The following is a 19,675-nucleotide window of genomic DNA, read 5'->3' as shown; positions in this document are numbered from 1 at the left end:
CGACGAATCCCGAAATACGACGACCTAATGTGAAGAAAGCAACTTGGTATCACTATATCGCTCCTACCCCTGCAATAATCTCAATTAGCTCTTTAGTAATTATGTCTTGTCTAGACTTATTAAGTTTTAATGTTAAATTCTCAATCAACTCATTGGCATTTTTTGTAGCATTATCCATCGCAGTCATTCGAGCTCCTTCCTCACTAGCTCTACTATGGAGCAACGCATAATTAATTTGAGCAGTGATATAAAGTGTAAATAGGTTAAATATTAGATCTGCTCCTTCGCATTCATAGCTTAAATATTTCTCTTCTTCTGATCTGAACTGGCTAACCACAGGAAATATTTGTTGCTTAAAGGGTAATTGTACCATAGCATTTTTACATTTATTAAAATATATTTGACAACTACTTATTTCTGCAGTTTCAAGCATCTGCATAAATCTTGCTTTAATTTTAAACAATAAATCCTTGATATGCAATTTGGGGAAATCAAAATAACTGTCTATATACAAGTTGTATTTCCCTTTGAGGATATCGTACCCTTTTTTCCCTATTACTATAATTTTTATTTTCTTACCAGAATTTTGTAAATTTTCAATATCAGTTTTTACTAACTTAGTGACTAGAAAATTAAAAGACCCACATAAGCCCCGCTCGGAAGTGACGACTATTAAGAGGTGTAATTTACCCGAATTGTCTAAAAAAAATTTTCTATCTTTGTCAGCCATATCTTGCAGATTATTTTCAGTCGCTATATTACCTATTATTTTATGCAGTGTTTCAATATAAGCTTCAGAGTTTTTAACTAGATTCTTTGCTTTGGTAAATTTAGTAGCGGACACTAATTGCATGGCTTTAGTAATCTTTTGTGTCGTCTTAACACTTTTAACACGCGATCTTAATTGTTTTAAATTACTCATAACTCCTTAAACTTATGTAGATAAAAAGTTTTTTATAAATTCTTCTAAAAAATTTTTTAACTTTTGTTCTATTGCTTCAGTAAGTTTACTTTGCTCTTTAATAGCTATTAACATATCTCTATTACTAGTCTTTAGTTCTTGCAATAATTTACCTTCAAATTCTTGTACTCGCTCAATAGGGATACTATCTAAGTAGCCCTTTACTCCAGCATATATACTTACTACTTGCTCTTCTATAGGAAAAGGATGGTATTGATTTTGCTTTAATATTTCGCTTAATTTAGCCCCATGGTCAATTAACTTGCTTGTAGTAGGGTCCAAATCTGAACTAAATTGGCCGAAAGCGGCTAATTCTCTAAACTGTGCTAAATCTAACTTAGCTGTCCCTGCTACTTGCTTCATAGAGTGTACTTGTGCTGCTGATCCTACTCTACTCACTGACAATCCAATATTAACCGCCGGTCTGATTCCTTGATAAAATAGCTCATTCTCTAGAAAAATTTGCCCATCTGTTATGGAAATAACGTTAGTTGGAATATATGCTGACACATCCCCTGCTTGTGTTTCAATAATTGGTAAAGCGGTAAGAGAGCCTCCTCCCAATTCATCCGATAATTTTGCAGCTCGTTCTAATAACCGAGAATGTAAGTAAAACACATCTCCTGGATAAGCTTCACGTCCTGGAGACCTACGGAGTAACAATGAGATTTGCCTATAAGCAACTGCATGCTTACTTAAATCATCATAAATAATTAAAGCATGCATACCGTTATCACGGAAATATTCACCAATACTACACCCACTATAAGGTGCAACATACTGCAAGGCCACTGGATCAGAAGCAGTCGCTGCTACCACCACTGTATATTCCATTGCCCCAGCATCCTCAAGTTTTTTGACCACTCCGGCTACTGTCGATCTTTTTTGGCCGATAGCTACATAAATACAGTAAATTTTGTTTTTTTCATCTCCCTCAAGATGAGCTTGTTTTTGATTAATGATTGTATCAATAGCAATAGCAGTTTTGCCTATTTGTCGGTCGCCAATGATTAGTTCTCTTTGACCACGGCCGATAGGTATTAAAGCATCAATTACTTTAATGCCAGTTTGAACGGGTTGATTAACACTTTTCCTAGCAATTATTCCGGGCGCTTTTTCTTCTATATTACGATAGATATCTGTAATAATTGGGCCCTTACCATCAATTGGGGTCCCTACTCCATCTACTATTCTGCCTAATAAAGTTTTACCGACAGGTACTTGTAAAATTTTTTTAGTTCTTTTGACTTTATCTCCTTGTTTGACTTCCCAATCATCGCCTATCAGTATCACACTTACCGAATCGGTTTCAAGACTAATAACAAGACCTTTTATCCCTGAGTCAAATTCAACTACTTCTCCGGCTTCAACTTTATCAAGACCATATATTTTAGCAATGCCGTCTTCAACGGTGATCACTTGTCCTATTTCTTCTAAATTACTATTATAACTAATATTCGCAATTTCGTTTTTAAGTATTTCTGCAATTTCAACAGCTTTTAATTGTTTGGTAGCCATTAGTTTATTTACCTAAAATTTATATTTTACTCAAGTTTAGTCTGTATTAAGGTTTGATTTATTTTTTTTAAGAACCCTGCAATAGAATAATCTTTTACTATGCTATCATACTGGAAGATAATTCCCCCAATAATAGTTGAATTTACCTCAAAATTTATAGCAACTTTTTGATGAAAATTCTCTTCTAAATATTTTTGTAACCAGATTTTTTCCTCGGGCTGTAGTAATTTAGAAGAGGTTACTTTTATTATTTTAATATTACGGTGTTTATTCATTAAGTCCTGATATAATAATACGATATTTGGTAAAATTGACAGGCGTGAATGTTTTAATAGTATTAGTAGCAATTGTTTTACTATTAATTCTGTATTTAAGTTTTTAGTAATTGACTCAATTAAGGCTAGTTTATCTTGATATTGTGCTATAGGTGATAGCATAATATCTTTAATTTTTGGATTACCTTGAATAAGCTCATCAATATTCTTAATTTGTGCTAATATTTTTTCTTCTAAAGCAGCAGCTATAGCATTCTCAAACAACGCAGAAGTATAATTTTGTACTAATTTATTATCAATCATTTGTTTATACCTATATCAATCCCTGTTAGCATATTACTTCCTCACTTATAAGTACCGCAAACCGCAAAAAGTTATTATGGGAATTTTAGATTTATATCACATAATTACCACAAATTGTACTAATTACCTACAAGCTATCCATCTAAATATTATTAGACAATTATATAAACACTATGTTATCTTTTACATAGTTAATAAAAATTAACTATGTATCAACAAATCTGCTGGTTGTTTTACAAACTACTGATTAATTTTCAAGATATGGTTGGATGGATAAAATGTTGCAGAAAAAAATCACAAGGAATTAAAAGGGTCCTGTACCAAATATAGGACAAGCAGTGATTAGTAAAAAGAAAAATATGCAATTTCAAAATTAAATAGAGGGTAATCACCTCCGCTTTGTATTAGACTTCTTTTAGAGCTCGCGTCTGGTAGGGAATCTGAAGAAGGCTCTTCGCTTCAAACCGCAGCATACGACAGTAGTAGTGAGGATTTGAGCCTAGATTCATTGTCCAAATTACCATCGCCAGTGGAGTTTCGAAAGAAGTCTATTAATAATCTACTTTCAGGAAATACAGCCCGCATGCTGGGGCTTTAATGCCAGCCGCCTCCCGTTTTTTAGCCTCTAGCGCTTTTTTTATATCCTCTTCCTGCCATATATTACGTCCTACTAATACTAAGCTACCAACAATATTTCGTACCATATTATGTAGAAATGATGGGGCTGAAAAATATAATCTTATTTCATCATTTTCTTGCGTGATTATTAAGCTAGTTAAAGTTTTTACCGGCGATTTGGCTTGACAATCTTTGGATCTAAAAGAACTAAAATCATGGTATCCTATAAGATAAGCAGCACTTTTTCTCATCGAATTTATATTCATAGGTTGTTTTATCCACCAAGCACGGTTTAAATCGATTATGACTTGCCCAGCTCTGTTGATAATTCTATATACATAATGTCGCGCTATAGCCGAGAACCTTGCATGAAAATCTCCCTCTACTATTTCACATTTAGTAATTCCTATATTATGAGTTCGAACAAAATGATTAATTGCTTCCATCACTTTATAAGTAGGCATTAATTTTGTTAAATCAAAATGTGCGACTTGCCCTATTGCATGTACCCCTGCATCAGTTCTGCCAGCCGCATGAATAGTAACGTTTTCACCGGTAAATTTATAAACACCTTCTTCTAATATTTGTTGAATTGAGATAATATTGGCTTGCCTTTGCCAGCCTGCAACCCCAGTCCCTAAATATTCTATGGTAATTTTATATCTATGGGAATTTATGTTCATCATTTATCTAGAAACTATCCTGCATAGGCGGAGTCAGAGTTATTATTGTGTTTTTTAGAACCACTTTGAAAACTACGAAGTTTTTTAGATCTAGTGGGATGTTTTAGCTTGCGTAAGGCTTTAGATTCTATCTGTCTAATACGTTCTCTTGTAACGTTGAATTGCTGGCCTACCTCTTCTAGCGTATGATCAGTAGACATTCCTATGCCAAATCTCATTCTTAACACCCTTTCTTCCCTAGGAGTAAGGCTTGCTAACACCCTGGTGGTGACTTCACGTAAGTTTGACTGGATTGCAGCGTCTAGGGGCAATATAGCATTTTTATCTTCAATGAAATCCCCTAGATAGCTTCCATCATCATCCCCGACGGGATTTTCTAAACTAATCGGTTCCTTAGCTATCTTCATTACCTTCCGCACTTTATCAACTGGCATAGAAAGACGCGCTGCAATTTCTGCAGCGGTTGGCTCATAGCCTAGTTCATTAAGCATTTGCCTTGAAGTACGAATAATTTTATTAATAGTCTCAATCATATGGACAGGAATACGTATAGTTCTTGCTTGATCTGCAATAGCTCTAGTAATAGCTTGCCTGATCCACCAAGTAGCGTAAGTAGAAAATTTATACCCTCTTCTATATTCAAATTTATCCACAGCTTTCATTAAGCCAATATTTCCTTCTTGAATCAAGTCTAAAAATTGTAGGCCTCTATTAGCGTATTTTTTAGCGATTGAAATTACTAGACGTAAATTAGCTTCGATCATTTCTTTTTTGGCTCTATGGGCCTGTCTTTCACCTTTTTGAATAGTATTGACTAATTTTTTAAACTCTATAATAGGTAAGCAGGTAGCTTTTTCAATAGCTTTTAATTCGTTAATTATTTGATCAGTGGCCTCAGATTCATGAGTAATAAAGTCTTTCCAACCAAGATTTTTACTTTTTAGCATCTGCTTTTTCCAATTCTCATCAATGACCACTCCCATATATTCTCCTAAGAAACTTTGGCGGCTTATGTTATATTTCTCCGCTAGTTTTAGAAAATTACCTTCTTTTGCTATTAATTCTTTATTAACGCTATACATTTTATCTAAAATTTCTTCAGTTCTTTTAGAATTAAAGTGAATACCAGAAATTTCCTCCACTAATATCTGTAAATTCTTAATATATTGCTTATTATCCTGTAATTCTTTTGCCTGTGGATAATGTTCATAATGTTTTTTTGCCTCAATAAGCAATTCTTCGGAAACGTTAGAAATTCTTTCCATACGTTCAATTATACTAGGGAGTAACTGAGTTTCAAGCGCCGCTATGGTTAAACTATTAGCTTCTTCATGTTCTTCGCTATCTGTTTCTATATCACTTTGACTTTCTTCAGAATGATTATCATGTTCCATATTAGCTTCTAAATCAATTAAATCGCGAAGTAACATTTTCTCATTCACCAAGTCTTCACGCCATTTAATAAAGAATTTCATTGACACTGGATTTTCACAAAGAGATTTAATCATGATCTCCTTGCCTTCTTCAATTTTTTTAGCTATTTCTATTTCGTTTTCTCTAGATAACAACTCAACTCCCCCCATATCTCGTAGATATAATCTTACTGGGTCATCAGTTGTACCTAAAGTCTCTTCTTCTTGTTCACGATCGACATTATTAGCTAATTTAAATTCTTCATCTACATTAATATCTAATTTGATTTCATCAACATCGGCTTCTATAATATCAACCCCTGCTTCAGAAAACTTAGATATTACTTTTTCTAGCTCATTTACCGATATATTCTTAGTAACTGGAATAATTTTATTTATGTCATAATAAGTTATGCCAGCACCCTTTTCTTTAGCCTTCTTCATTAAGTGGACAGCTTTATCATCTTGGGTCTTAACATTTTTTTTGATATTTTCCGCCATAATTTATAAACCTTGGGTCAATTAGTGAAAGATTCATTGAGATTATCAAGTTCTTTTGAAATTTTTATAATCTCTTCGCGATATAGTGTAGCCTTTGTTAGTGCGTCATCGGAGCCAGTGTGAACAATAGAGGTATATTCGTGTTTTAACAGTACTAAGTGATATTTTTTATATAGTAATTGCCATAGTAAGTATGGGTCTATATAATTTTTATTGAATGTTAATTCTAAAAATAAATTATTGGAGTGTAATAATATTAAAAAAGTATTATAAAAGCTAGTTTTTTCTATTAAGCTCATAATATTTTCATTATCAAATATCGCATTATTAACCACCTCTTCAAAATACCAGTCACGAAAATTGCTTAGAATATTATTTTGAAAATTTAAAATTAACAAAAAATCTTTTACTTCTTGTTTGGTAATTATTTCAGGGAATTTTACCATCATGATAATAAAAACTTGTTCTAATATTTCAGTTTCTGAGTAGGCAGGTCCTGAACATTTAATATTTGTTACCTTTGAATTTTTTATATAATTTTTGTTAGGGTGCTTAATTAAATTTTGCCATATTTGATCCTTAAAATATCTGTAATAGTGAGTACTTAACAGCTTATCTTTAATTTGCTTACAATAATTTTCTAGGTTTCGTTCCAAAATAGCTTTATTTTCTGGGGTAGCAAAATTGTTGCCTTGATATTCAAAGTGCCAAATCATTTCAGAAAGATTAATTCTTTGATTTAACAATTGACCAAAAGACTCAGCTCCTTCTTTATTGATAATATCATTAGGATCACTTCCCGTAGGTAAAAGGATGAAAGAAACTTTTTTACTGCCATTAATTAATGGTAGAACTAAATTAATCACCCGTTTTGATGCTTTAACTCCTGCCTCATCACCATCTAAACAAATGATTATATCATCAGCAGCGCGCCATAATTTTTGGATATGATTTTCAGTGATAGCAGTTCCAAGGCTTGCTACTGCTTCTTTAAAACCTGCTTGATAAAGGGCAGCAACATCTAAATACCCTTCAACTAATATTGCAAAATTTTGCTTGTACGCTGCATTGATAGCGTAATTCTCTCCGTATAATATTTCATTTTTTTGAAATATTATAGTTTCAGGAGAATTCAAATATTTAGGTAAACCATCATTAATAATTCGACCTCCAAACCCCACTATTTTATCATAAATATTTTTAATAGGAAAAGTTATACGATTATAAAAAATCTCATATATAGTGCCATTTTCGCGCTTACCTACTAAGCCTGCCCTTTGTAGCTTTGACCAGGCAACCGATTTCTGCTCAAAAAATTTTTGTAATGCTTGACCCGCAGGTGCAAAACCTATAGCAAATTTTTCTATAGTATTGTTATTTATTCCGCGTTTGCCTAAATATTCCAAAACTTCTGGGGTGAGTTGCGACCTAAAAAACCTTCCAGCTATTTCTAAAATGTCAAATAATTCCTCCGATTCTTCATATATCTTTTGTTCTGCTACAGTGAGTTTAGGTAACTCAATACCATAATCATTAGCTAACTTAATGGCAGCTTCTTTATAAGATAAACCTTGAGTATTAGAGACAAATTTTATTACATCACCATGAACTGAACAACCAAAACAGTAATAAAATTTTTTGCTATCATTTACTGTAAATGAGGGAGTTTTTTCGATATGAAAAGGACATAAACCTAAGTAATTACCGGATTTTTTAGTTAAGGCTACTTTCTGCCTCACTATATCTGAAACATTAATTCTATTCCTAAGAAGGTCATAAAATTCTAAGGGAATTTTCATAAACCTAAAATAAAGTTAAAGATCACAGTGGAAAAACAATAAGAAAGAGGGATAGATAAATTATCATTTATAGCGAATTCTTTTGAATAAAACTCACTAATAGTAGTAATGATAGAACTAATAATAATAATAATAAAATGAGTATGGTAACCTATAAAAAAATATACTATCATGCTAATAAAAATTGCGGAAACTAAAAAGGCAATAGAACCTTCTATAGATTTGCCATTTTTAAGTTGCGTACCAATTCTAATACCAATTAATGCAGCAAGACAGTCAGAGATTATTAATATAAACCATGAAGCAATAGCCAGCCCCTTTGAAAATAATAAGGCCGTTAAAAAAAATCCAACTATCATAAAGGTACAGCCACTTAACGTAAATGTGCCACTCTGCTCACTAGGGCGCATAAGTTTTGAGCAAAACTTATCTATATATTTTCTGATACTTAAATCATAATGCCTGGCAGTATCTAAATATAAGACACATACTGCAAGTAGGAATAATAAGATAGTAGCAACGAACTTGGACAAGAATAAATAAATAAAAGGTACAACTAGGCCATATAGATGAAAAGTCTTGCGTTGCACCTCGAAATTATAAACTTCAGTTTGCATAAGAACCTGAAAGGCTTGTTTGACAAAATTTCACACTATAAATATACTATAAAACTTAACTTAGACAAGACAATTATTATTATGGCAAAATTTCCTATTACACATAAAGGGTTCGATAATCTAGAAAAAGAACTAAAACATCTTAAGCATGTAGAACGTCCTAAAGTGATTGAAGCAATAGCCACGGCCAGGGATTTTGGTGACTTATCCGAAAATGCAGAATACCAGGCTGCACGTGAGAAGCAAAGTTTTATTGAAGGACGTATCTTAGATCTTGAAGATAAAATTGCCAGAGCTGAAATTATTGACACTTCTAGACTTACGGGGGATAGTATAAAATTTGGGGCAACCGTTAAGCTAGTTGATGATGAGACAGATGAGATAGTGACATATCATATTGTTGGGGAATACGAAGCTGATATTACTAAAAAAAGAGTCTCCATAGTTTCCCCAATTGCTAAAGCTCTTATTGGCAAAAAAGTAGGAGATGTAGTAGAAGTGATCACTCCTAAAAGTTCAAAAACTTATGAAGTGTTAGAAATATTTTATAAAGAACTAGAACTCTAACATTATATACTGGACGGGTGCCCATTAGGGGCCAAAAAATGATTTTTAAAATTCCTAATTATGGTTCAATTTACTACTTTATCCGGTCTTTCGCAATATGAAGACACAGTAAAATTAATGGAAGATAAGGTTCATCAAATAATCAATAAATTAATAGAAGGAATGGTGTATTTAGTAGAATATCAGGATATCTATACTGCGGGTACTAGTTTTAAGGAAGAGGAATTGTTAAACTCTAGAGAGATACCGGTAATTTACACTGGCAGAGGGGGAGGGTTTACTTATCATGGATGGGGTCAAAGAGTGATATATCCTATACTTGATTTGTCAGCTCAAAAATGTCAAAAGGATTTAAAATTATATATTCGATTGTTAGAAGAATGGATTATCAGCAGTCTATCACATTATGGAGTTAAAGCCTTTACTATAGAGAATAAAGTAGGTATATGGGTAGAAGAAAATGGTAGTCCTGCAAAAATTGCCTCAATAGGAGTAAGAGTTAAAAAATGGGTAGCATATCATGGTATCGCAGTCAATATTTATCCAAATCTTGAGAAATTTGATGGGATTATTGCTTGCGGGCTGAAAGAATTACCAATAACTTCTTTAAAAAAACTTGGGGTTGATGTAACATTAGAACAATTTGACCAAGTGATTGAAAATAATTTTTGTAAATTTTTATAGGTAGTAGAACTATGGAAGAGATTAAAGGAATATATGACAGAAAACAGGCTATTGCGGCTTTTAAGTTCAGCATAGATGAAATGGAGGAACAAAAATTTGTCCTTCAAAAACCGTGGTCTAGCACCATTAATATAGGCAATTATTCCTCTTTAACGGCAGAAATTCTAACTCCTGGTTTAAAATTATTATATGACACTCTTAAAATAGATGACGATTCTTCACTAGCAGATTTAAAAATCAACTGTTCGAAGCGCCTCTTACAGGATATTGAGGCACATACTAATAATCCAGAATTTTATCAGGGAGAAGGTACGCCAGTTTTTAAGCCTGCATTTTATGATGAAATCAATCAGTTGGAGAATTCAAAATCAGATCCGCGGAAGAACTCACCCTTCGATACACTAACCGGATTTTTGTATTATTGTTCTAGCTCTCGAGTAATTAAATCTCCGCAGTTTATTTCAGCTAAAATGTTACTTAAATTATATGAAGAAAATGTTACCAAAGATTCTTTAAAGATGAGTTTAGAAACGGAGCTCAAGGAATATAAAGCAAAATACCAACAACAAGTGGAAGTAGATATTGGTAGTGCTACAAATCCTACAAAGTACCCTGGGAGAGATGCTATCTTATTAAAAGATCAATTTGGTAAAACTCAATTAATTGATATGGGAGAATTAGCAAAATTACCCTCTTTAACTGGAGAACAAAAAGATTTTATCAAAACCAGTTGGCAGCAAGGCACATTTGGCTCAGGCTGGTTTGCTATTTCTTGCTTTAGCAAGGATTTATTAAACAAAATATCCACAGCTTATCGCCCAGAGAAAGATACAAGTGCACATGTCGGGCATCTGAAATTTGCTAGTAATAATTTTTTATTAATTGATCTTTCTACCGCAAGTGAAGTTAAATTGTACAATCAATGCGGTGTGCAAGTCAGAAAGGAATTGGACAAGGATGTAAATGATCATGAAGTGAGTCAGGATGTCAATAATAATGAGGTCCATAATTTAATTGATTGTACTACCGGAGTGTTAGAAGTTGATATTTCTAATTTAAAAAGTAAAGAATTTACGCCTGGTTGCGCATCAGGGCAGCCAAAAATTAATGTTTATATATCTGCATTTGATCCCAAGATAGATTTAAAGTTTCCAAAAGATGTGGTTACTGAGTCATTAGAAGCGGACCAAAAAAGACACGAACTCACCCAATCCTCTACAGAAAGCTGTCTGCGTGAAATAGCGACAAATGGCAAGCATAAAGATAAGGCAATTAATTTACTAACAACTTTGCAAGGAATAGAAGAGGCAGAACAGTTAATATTAAGCACACTCATACCGCAGCAACATAGTCAAGTTGTACAACAAGTAATCAATATAAAAGATTCCCCTAATGCAGCTGAATTAATATTTTGTACTATAATAACATCTGATTTGTCTAATGAAGAGAAGCAACATTTCTTAGAAGCTTTTACTATAACAAGGGAGGATGAGAATTTTTTTACAGAGGTAATAACAAATTTAGCCGCTGAATTAATAGCTAAAGCCAAATTTCAAGAAGTGGTACAAAAAACCGAGGGGGCAGATAAGTTAAGTGAACAATATATGAAATTCATTGCTCACATTTCAGCTCCTAACAATTCCTTGGATAAAGCAGATATTGCTCAAAAAGATAACATACTCAGAACACTAGGCTCTCAAATCTCACAAATAAAAGAATCCCAGGAACACCATTTTGTGCAATATCATGATGGACTAGAGCAAGCATTAGCTGTTCAAAACTATGTGCATCTCGAAACTAATCAGGAGAAACAGGAAAAGTTTGCCACTAAGCAATTAACAAAATATTGTGAAGGTCAAACTATAAAAACATTAAATGAATCTGAGACTAATCGTATATCAAATGCATTAATTTCTATATTAACCCCGATCTGTAAAAACGATAAAGAACAAAAAGATCTTATAAAGAATGCAGATCTAATAGTTAGAGAATGCGCGCGCTATGGGGGAATAGGTATGAGCTTTGGTCAAAAGTGGCATGCTTATATTATAGACCCTATAAAAAGGTTATTAGGGCGCGCAACAGAAATGCCAAAATTCTTGAAAGAGAGCACAGCACTTATTGCTGCTACCCTACCTAATAAGCTAGCAACAAATAAAACTCTAATAAGTGATATGATTACAGAACAGCAGCGCTATGATAAACTCTCTGTCCCCCATAAAGAGAGCCGGGGTAGGTGAATATAGCGAATTGATAGATAAAAATAGAGGCGATCTTACCACCCGACTTAAATTGCTAGAAGTAAAAAAGCGTGATAATATGATCTCCAAATATAATAATCATTGGAGAATAAGATGCGAATATTTACTGGAGGAGTAGCTCATATAGCAAAGGTAATTGAAGAGGATTTAGGTAGTCGAGTTACTGGTTTGCATAAGTCGCATATAAGTGGGATTGCTGATTTGGCAGCATCTGCATTAAGCTGTAGCAGCGTCAATAGTGGAGAGTGGATTGCGGTATTGCCCCGTAAGACAGGAGATGTTAAATCGAAAGAAAGGTATATTAGTAGATTGTTATCTAACTGTTTGATAGAACCTAAGCCGGTTATGCATGGTTTTGTTCCGGAAATAATTACGATGGCCGCTAGCAAAGAAAAGACTGCTATATTGATATTGGACCAAAGTAAAATATCCACTAATTTTGAATGTTTGATGATTTCGTTGAGAGTTGGTGAAAGAGCCATGCCAATTGCATGGAAGGTTGAAAAAACTCAAGGAGCCATTGGCTTTGAGGTGCAAGAATCATTAATCAAGGATGTAGCTAAAATGATACCTGAAGGTGTTAAGATCTTGCTTGCAGCCAATCGGTTTTATGGTACACACTCGTTAATTAATTTATGTCAATCTCTTGGATGGAGCTATCGAGTAAGACTTAAATCTAATCTTATACTGATGCAAGAAGGAGGGGAAATCACTACAGGTGATGCAGTCAATATGAAGCTGACATCTTTAGAAAATCAAACTTTTCACAATACCAATGTTACAACTAATATAGGTATTTTACAAGAAGCTGGTTGCAAAGAGCCGTGGATTATTGCTATGGATTGCCTACCATCAAAATACAGAGTACTTGATTATGGGATGAGATGGGGCATAGAATGTATGTTTTCTGATTTTAAATCACGAGGATTTTCTATAACCAAAACACATTTACAGCATGAAGATAGGATTGAACGTCTTATTTTAGTACTGACTGTTGCTTTATTTTGGGCTATCTCTACTGGGGCTATATCTTCAAAAAAAACTTTATAGATCCACAATATCACTATTTAAACAGGGCTTAAGATTCTTATTACATGCCGCTCTCAACCTACCTGAAATACCTAAATTATGGCTCTATAAATATTCAGTCGGGTGGTAAGTATAATTATATTGTTTACTTAATTAGGAGAAGGGACTATAGTTTGAATAGTGATAGCGTGCAGTTGGTCGTTATCCATTATTTGAGCCAGAGACTTTTTGACCATTTTGTGCTGATTAATAAGACTTACTCCTATAAAAGCTTCGTCTTCTATTACTAGAGAATAATGATCCTGATCCCCCACATAATCAGTGATGTTTATTTTTGCATTTGGAAAAGTATCGCGTATAATTTCTTCAAGCCTTTGAATAGATATTGCCATCTTTTACTATCTGTATATAAGTATTAAATATGCAAAATATACCAAAAATTTACAATCTACAATCTTTAAATTTTTTACGAAATTGCCACTTAAATATTGGTATCTTAGGAGGCTCATTTGATCCGGCTCATATAGGACATTTACTGATCAGTGAACAGGCTATAAAAATATTAAATTTAGATTATATCATTTGGTTAGTGGCGCTTCAAAATCCTTTAAAAAAACAATATAAACTGGATATCTTTTCTAGAAGTGTTAATGCAGCGCAAATAGTAATACATCCAAGGATTTTAGTATCTTCAGCCGAATATGATATTGGATCAAATAATACTTATACCACTCTTCAGAGACTTAGAGAATTATTCAGTACAATAAATTTTATTTTTCTTATGGGTATTGATAATATAAACAATTTCCATAAATGGTATAGGTACCAAGACATACCTAATTTATGTAAAATTGTGGTTTTTGATAGACCAAATATCTTGGGCCGTTTGAATGTTAATCGTTTTATTACAGACGTTAAAATAAGTATTGATACAACAATAAATAATAATATTACAATATATCGTGGAATTATGTCGGAAATTTCATCCTCATTGATCCGTGCAAATCTAAAAGAGTAATTATGCTAGAAAATGTTGAAACATTGAAAGAATTTATAGTGCAATGCTTAGAAGCTAAAAAAGCTGACGCAATAACCATAATGGACTTAAAAAAAGACACAACATTAGCAGAATATATTATTTTTGCTAATGGCCGCTCCACTAAAAACGTTGGAGCCATCGCAGAATATGTAGCTTTGGAATTAAAACAACAAGCGGGTATTAATGTAAATATTGAAGGACTTGGGAAGTCAGAATGGGTATTAATAGATGCAGGCAATATCCTAATTAATATATTTTATCCAGAAGTTAGAGAACATTTTAAATTAGAAGAGATGTGGAAGCAAAAGAATTCAGCCCTATAATTTACAGCAATTAATTTATGGCTGGAAGTAGGAGAAATATATTTATCATAAGCCCGTACTTAAATGAAAAAATAATTAACTTGTGCTAGACAATTGTTAGTTTTTAAACTAAATTTTTGTTACATTTTTAATAACAAGTATATTAATTAATATTTCATTATCAGGGCACGGGCGTCTCTTAGATGGTTGTTTTATGGTAAAATTTAGTATAAGCAAGTTATACCTAGGTTGTGTAAAGGAAATTTTTATAGAAGCGATTTATAGAGCATTTTCATCAAAAAATAGTAAGAATTTTCAAGAATAGTGTACTTATTTCAAAAAATTTCCGCTATTTTGCAGATAAAATACGCATCAATCAAGCTATAAACATTTCCTTCACATAACCTAAATCACTTGAATAATCAAAAAGTTAAAAGCTACTGGCAAAACCACTGCAATAGTAGCTTTTTCCTTATTTGATCACCAGTTTGATACAACAATATTTCTTTACTATGTCAAACTGAAGTTAAAAATTTAAGACCTTAATTCAACTGACTTATAAAACAATTAATAAATATCAGGCTTGTGTAAAAGTCGAAAACTACTTTAGACCTCTTGCATAACCTAAAGATAATTGAGGAATTTTTAGGAAAAACGAAGTCGAGTACCGCAACGTACTTAAATTGTACGTGAGGAACGGAGATGAGTTTTGACAACAAAATTACCAATTAGATTAGGTTATGCAAGAGGTCTTTTGTATCCCAACTATTTACCGCCTATCTATTTTATAGTCTTAAAACAGATAGAGTATATAGCGCTGGCTAGGGAATCACTTACTCTTTTCTAATTTAAGGTAGTTATAGTATGAATAAATTAAATAGTTATTTTGGAGATAGCAACTATAAGTAATATATACTATTTTGAGCTTATATTGCCTCTATTCATTTTGACATAGAGTATAACAATATTTAAAATGAGGGCATCCATAAACCCCTGAAAAATGAAGAAGTAATTTTTGAAAAGACAATAATATATAACCAGCAATTGGTGTATCAAATAACAAAGGTATAAATGAACGAGCATATCCTGATCAATGTCATAATTTTAATAGGAACTGCTGTATTTGTAGTAGCATCACTTAAACGTCTTAACTTAAGCCCAGTGTTGGGTTATTTAATTGCAGGTGCTACCATTGGTGATAATGGTTTTCGAATTGTCACATATGATCAAACCAAATTATTGGGAGAATTAGGGGTAGTATTTTTACTGTTTGCAATAGGCTTAGAGTTATCTTTTAAGAGATTGAAAGTAATGAGAAGGTATGTATTTGGACTTGGTTCATTACAGGTACTAACTACTGCGATAATTATTGCTGCTGCTGTGGTGTTAATTAACGGTAATAGTAATGCTTCTATTATTATCGGCGGCGGCCTGGCTTTATCCTCCACTGCTCTAGTAATGCAAGTGATAGAAGAAAGTCGTAGCCAATCAACTCAACATGGACGTATTGCTTTATCGGTGCTATTATTGCAAGATTTGGCAGTAGTCCCCTTATTAGTTATCGTCCCTTTACTTGCAGGCAATAGTAAAGCTTCATTAATTTCAGCTTTAGGAATAGCCTTAGTGAAGGCAATTATTGCATTGCTCGCTATCTTTATAGCTGGCAGGTTATTATTAAGGCCATTATTTACTTTAATTTCCTCAGATAATGGGGATGTTAATGAACTGCCTATTTCTATGACTTTATTAATAGTCTTATCTGCTGCTTGGGCTACTGAATATTTTGGTTTATCCCTTGCTTTAGGAGCATTTGTTGCAGGAGTTTTGGTGGCAGAAACAGAATTCCGTATGCAAGCGGAAGAAAGTATATATCCTTTTAAAAGTTTATTACTTGGATTATTTTTTATGACAGTAGGAATGAAAATTGATGCCTATGAAATATATGCCCAAATTTCTACTATCCTTACTTGCTCTTTAGCTTTAATAATAGTAAAAACCTTAATTATCACTGCCTTATGTATTTTATTTGGTTTTAATAAAGGAGTTGCTTTACATGCTGGGTTATTGTTATCGCAAGGGGGAGAATTTGCTTTTATCTTGTTTGGATTAGGCAAAGAAACAGGGATTCTTGAAGAAAGTATTGCAAATATCCTGTTATTAACAGTCACCTGTACTATGGCTTTAACTCCCTTACTGGCAATGTTTGGGAAGAAACTATCTGAAAGGTTAGATAAAGGTTTAGGTAAAACATCTCTGCAAATTATAGAACTTGGAGCAAGAGATTTAACTAACCACATAATAATTGCAGGTTTTGGTAGTGTAGGCAAAATGATTGCATTAGTACTAGAAGCTGAAGGTATTAATTATATCGCGCTGGATGTCAATGATGATATTGTAAAAGAAGAAACCGCTAATGGTTTTCCTGTTTTTAAAGGTGATGTGTCCCAAATTGATACATTAAAAGCTGTGGGAGCTGAAAGAATTTTAGCGCTAGCTCTAACAATGAATAATCATATTACTATTAAAAAATCTCTCAGGACCATCACCAGCTCTTTTCCTGATCTTGAAGTTATTGTCCGGTTAAAAAATTTACAAAATGCTAGAGAATTTTATGATGCGGGCGCTACTACTATCATACCGGAAAATTATGAAACTGGTTTACAGTTAGGAGGGACAATTTTAAAGTTTATTGGGATTAGCGAATATGAAATCAACCGTATTAAAGGACAATTCAGATCTGGTAATTATGTAATAGCTAAACGAGATGATGCGTTAAGCGCCTTAGAAGAAAATGAGACAGAAACCTATTAAAACTCATTCAGGTTTAGCCAACCAAATAATCAATATGTTGTACAAATTATTCATGTTCCTTTGGCAAAGATTATATTTTCGTGCGCCAATTTGCGCCATTTTAATTGTTATTCCTATGTTAGGGATAGCTGAAAACAGAAAACTTGCTCTCCCACGCTTTGCTTCCATAAAATCTAACGAAGTAAACGCTAGGGTGGGTCCTAGTATAAAATCCTCTATAGAATGGGTATTTATTAAAAAAGGTGAACCCATAGAAATTATAGCAGAATATGAACAATGGAGGCAAATACGGGATATTAACGGAGAAGGAGGGTGGGTACATTCAAGTGTATTATCTGGCAAAAGATCCGTGATTATAATTAGCCCCTATATAGTAAACATCACTAAATCACCTAACGATACACATAAGATTAAAGCTAAAGTACATAGCAAAGTCCGGTGTTTAGTTAATAAGTGCCAAAATGATTATTGTCAAGTAAGTTGTAAAAATAAAACAGGATGGCTTCCTAAATCAGCTATATGGGGAGTATATAAGACAGAAAACTTTTAGGCTGTGTGAAGGAAAAAATCATTAGCCAAATAAAAATACTAACCAGATTATAAAACACTTCAATATATTCAAATTATATTAACCTCACTGCCTAGATTATTGTAGCTATACTCGATGAAAATCAAGAGTTGCGTTGTCGTCCTTCAGGGTTCAAGGTAGCAACGTACTAATATGTACTGCTTTTGCTCCTTGACCCTTTGGCTCCTGCTACTATAGTCAATTCAGGAGAATTTGGTGCTAGGCGCGATGGAGCGAAGCCTATAGATAATAGGCGAGCGACGAGTAACGACGTCACCAACTTCTCATCAATTGACTATATCTTGATTTCTCTTCTGTCCTACCTCTATACTGCTTTCGTAACCTCACCTTTAAATTCAAGTGTCACCAACTAAATACCGCAGGCTATATTATTAAATTAATATTAATTAACAAATTAATTTGACATTAAGAAAATTTCGACCTATTAATCGTGCGACATTAAACTATAAGTTATTTTAAGCTTTAAAATATAAGGTACGTAATATGAAGAGTTATTTTAATAGAGGCAACAAACTCAATGCATATCAGCAAACGAAATCTTTTGCGCCAACATCGCCGACCAACCATTATAACGCAAAGATCATAGTACCCCACACTTATTGTTGAAGTTGAAAGGCATGCATAATGTGTTTTCGTAGTAATGAAAACAACATAGCAGGGGTATCACTTAACGAGTTATAAAAATAATCTTTTATCCAATCAAATCCGTAAGTAAATAATGAGTATAATTTACGACCATGTTTTTTGATCTTTATAGGATAAATTTTGTTCTTAATGTCACCAGCAAGCACGCAAATAGCTAAGGATAAAGATACTATTGCAAATAGTTTTTCCAGCTTTTTTTGATCTGTAATGTGGGTATCTTCAATATTAAATCCAGATGACTTGAGAGACAGAAAAGGTCGCTCAATGCTCCACCTCTGCTTATATGCTAGCAAAGCACATTCACCAATAAGCACATTACTAGCAATAAATAGTTGCTCTCTTTCTAATTGCAAACAAGTTATTTTAATTGCCATACCATTGTAAATTTTGCTTTCTATAGTTTTAGTGTCACCCATTTGCATATCGGCAAAACATTTATTCAACTTCATCTTGCCACCGTTGAAATGCTTGACCTTCTCACTTTTTCTTAGCCTGATAGCAAAAGGTAATTTTTGGATTCCACCCATATATTGCAACCATTCCTCACCAACAAATTCCCGATCGGCAAGGATAAGCTCTATCATTTCCTTAGGTATAATTGTTAAAATTTGCTCAATCAATTTCTTTCTTTCATTAGTAGAAGAGTTGCCTTTTTTATCAAGTAACAACCATGCTATAGGAATTGAAATATTACCATAAACGATAGTTGCAACAAAAAAATTCAAATTTTTAATACCAAATTGCCAGCTGGTTCTATCTATGGCAAGGCTAATTTTACCTGTTAGACAGAGCAATTTAACAATAATTTTCCCTAAACTTATAAAGCACATATTTTGTTCTAAAAGCAAACGCTCAACTTTAACAATCTTGGCATGCAAATTGCCTTTAGAAGCGACATACAGTGCTAATTCTTTGATTCTCACAGTTTTAGCTTTTACTACTGCACAAATTAATTCTGCAAATGTTTTAATTCGTGCTGGGTGCCAATCTAAAAATATGTATAATATTTGGTATAGTGATTGAGAGTCCATTAATACCTCCTGTTGCTTGTTTCTCAGCGG

Annotated in this window: 17 protein-coding genes; 8 read left to right on the top strand and 9 right to left on the bottom strand. The window is 33.2% G+C overall.

All coding sequences use genetic code 11. From position 1 onward, the window contains the following. Positions 1-52: 52 nt before the first annotated feature. The 7 genes from atpG to ACFELV_RS00400 form a co-directional block, all read right to left on the bottom strand. On the bottom strand, positions 53-922 hold the full coding sequence (gene atpG, locus ACFELV_RS00430) for an ATP synthase F1 subunit gamma (protein WP_375326271.1): 870 nt from the start codon (positions 920-922) through the stop codon (positions 53-55). A gap of 12 nt (positions 923-934) precedes the next feature. Further along, positions 935-2,479, bottom strand: coding sequence for a F0F1 ATP synthase subunit alpha (atpA, locus tag ACFELV_RS00425; protein ID WP_375326270.1), 1,545 nt, complete (start codon positions 2,477-2,479; stop codon positions 935-937). Between the two features lie 26 nt (positions 2,480-2,505). After that, entirely contained in the window at positions 2,506-3,057 is a 552-nt protein-coding gene (gene atpH / locus ACFELV_RS00420) for an ATP synthase F1 subunit delta (protein ID WP_375326269.1), read from the bottom strand. A 551-nt stretch (positions 3,058-3,608) separates the two neighbouring features. Next, entirely contained in the window at positions 3,609-4,358 is a 750-nt protein-coding gene (truA, locus tag ACFELV_RS00415) for a tRNA pseudouridine(38-40) synthase TruA (RefSeq protein WP_375327474.1), read from the bottom strand. 14 nt (positions 4,359-4,372) lie between these two features. Next, the gene (rpoD, locus tag ACFELV_RS00410) at positions 4,373-6,271 is read right to left on the bottom strand and encodes an RNA polymerase sigma factor RpoD (protein ID WP_375326268.1); all 1,899 of its coding nucleotides are present in this window, start codon (positions 6,269-6,271) and stop codon (positions 4,373-4,375) included. Between the two features lie 17 nt (positions 6,272-6,288). After that, positions 6,289-8,070, bottom strand: a complete 1,782-nt coding sequence (gene dnaG, locus ACFELV_RS00405) for a DNA primase (protein WP_375326267.1) — start codon at positions 8,068-8,070, stop codon at positions 6,289-6,291. After that, positions 8,067-8,687, bottom strand: coding sequence for a hypothetical protein (locus ACFELV_RS00400; RefSeq protein ID WP_375326266.1), 621 nt, complete (start codon positions 8,685-8,687; stop codon positions 8,067-8,069). Before ACFELV_RS00400 ends, dnaG begins: the two co-directional genes overlap by 4 nt. A gap of 78 nt (positions 8,688-8,765) precedes the next feature. On the opposite strand from ACFELV_RS00400, the gene greA reads away from it, so the two are divergent. From greA to ACFELV_RS00380, 4 genes are all read left to right on the top strand, one after another. Next, positions 8,766-9,254 carry a transcription elongation factor GreA gene (greA, locus tag ACFELV_RS00395; protein ID WP_375327473.1) on the top strand — a complete coding sequence of 163 codons (489 nt, stop codon included), beginning with the start codon at positions 8,766-8,768 and terminating at the stop codon, positions 9,252-9,254. A 60-nt stretch (positions 9,255-9,314) separates the two neighbouring features. Then, positions 9,315-9,938, top strand: a complete 624-nt coding sequence (lipB, locus tag ACFELV_RS00390) for a lipoyl(octanoyl) transferase LipB (RefSeq protein ID WP_375326265.1) — start codon at positions 9,315-9,317, stop codon at positions 9,936-9,938. Between the two features lie 11 nt (positions 9,939-9,949). Next, positions 9,950-12,178: a hypothetical protein gene (locus ACFELV_RS00385; RefSeq protein WP_375326264.1), complete on the top strand. Its 2,229-nt coding sequence runs from the start codon at positions 9,950-9,952 to the stop codon at positions 12,176-12,178. A gap of 114 nt (positions 12,179-12,292) precedes the next feature. Next, entirely contained in the window at positions 12,293-13,249 is a 957-nt protein-coding gene (locus ACFELV_RS00380; protein WP_375326263.1) for a transposase, read from the top strand. Between the two features lie 128 nt (positions 13,250-13,377). On the opposite strand, the gene ACFELV_RS00375 is transcribed toward ACFELV_RS00380, so the two are convergent. After that, positions 13,378-13,620, bottom strand: a complete 243-nt coding sequence (locus tag ACFELV_RS00375) for a BolA/IbaG family iron-sulfur metabolism protein (RefSeq protein ID WP_375326262.1) — start codon at positions 13,618-13,620, stop codon at positions 13,378-13,380. 29 nt (positions 13,621-13,649) lie between these two features. On the opposite strand from ACFELV_RS00375, the gene ACFELV_RS00370 reads away from it, so the two are divergent. The 4 genes from ACFELV_RS00370 to ACFELV_RS00355 all read left to right on the top strand — a co-directional run bounded on the left by ACFELV_RS00370 (position 13,650) and on the right by ACFELV_RS00355 (position 17,930). Further along, positions 13,650-14,246 carry a nicotinate-nucleotide adenylyltransferase gene (locus ACFELV_RS00370; protein WP_375326261.1) on the top strand — a complete coding sequence of 199 codons (597 nt, stop codon included), beginning with the start codon at positions 13,650-13,652 and terminating at the stop codon, positions 14,244-14,246. A gap of 2 nt (positions 14,247-14,248) precedes the next feature. Then, entirely contained in the window at positions 14,249-14,590 is a 342-nt protein-coding gene (gene rsfS / locus ACFELV_RS00365) for a ribosome silencing factor (RefSeq protein ID WP_375326260.1), read from the top strand. 1,050 nt (positions 14,591-15,640) lie between these two features. Then, positions 15,641-17,380 carry a cation:proton antiporter gene (locus tag ACFELV_RS00360; RefSeq protein WP_375326259.1) on the top strand — a complete coding sequence of 580 codons (1,740 nt, stop codon included), beginning with the start codon at positions 15,641-15,643 and terminating at the stop codon, positions 17,378-17,380. 52 nt (positions 17,381-17,432) lie between these two features. Next, entirely contained in the window at positions 17,433-17,930 is a 498-nt protein-coding gene (locus ACFELV_RS00355) for an SH3 domain-containing protein (RefSeq protein WP_375327472.1), read from the top strand. Between the two features lie 635 nt (positions 17,931-18,565). Here the strand turns inward: ACFELV_RS00355 and ACFELV_RS00345 are convergent. Then, positions 18,566-19,645, bottom strand: a complete 1,080-nt coding sequence (locus ACFELV_RS00345; protein ID WP_375326208.1) for an IS4 family transposase — start codon at positions 19,643-19,645, stop codon at positions 18,566-18,568. Between the last annotated feature and the right edge of the window lie 30 nt (positions 19,646-19,675).

Origin of the sequence: Candidatus Tisiphia endosymbiont of Nemotelus uliginosus (genome assembly GCF_964264835.1) — a bacterium.
Classification (GTDB): Bacteria; Pseudomonadota; Alphaproteobacteria; order Rickettsiales; family Rickettsiaceae; genus Tisiphia.
The sequence above is the reverse complement of the archived record's forward strand: the minus strand, read 5'-3'. Positions and strand labels throughout refer to the sequence as shown.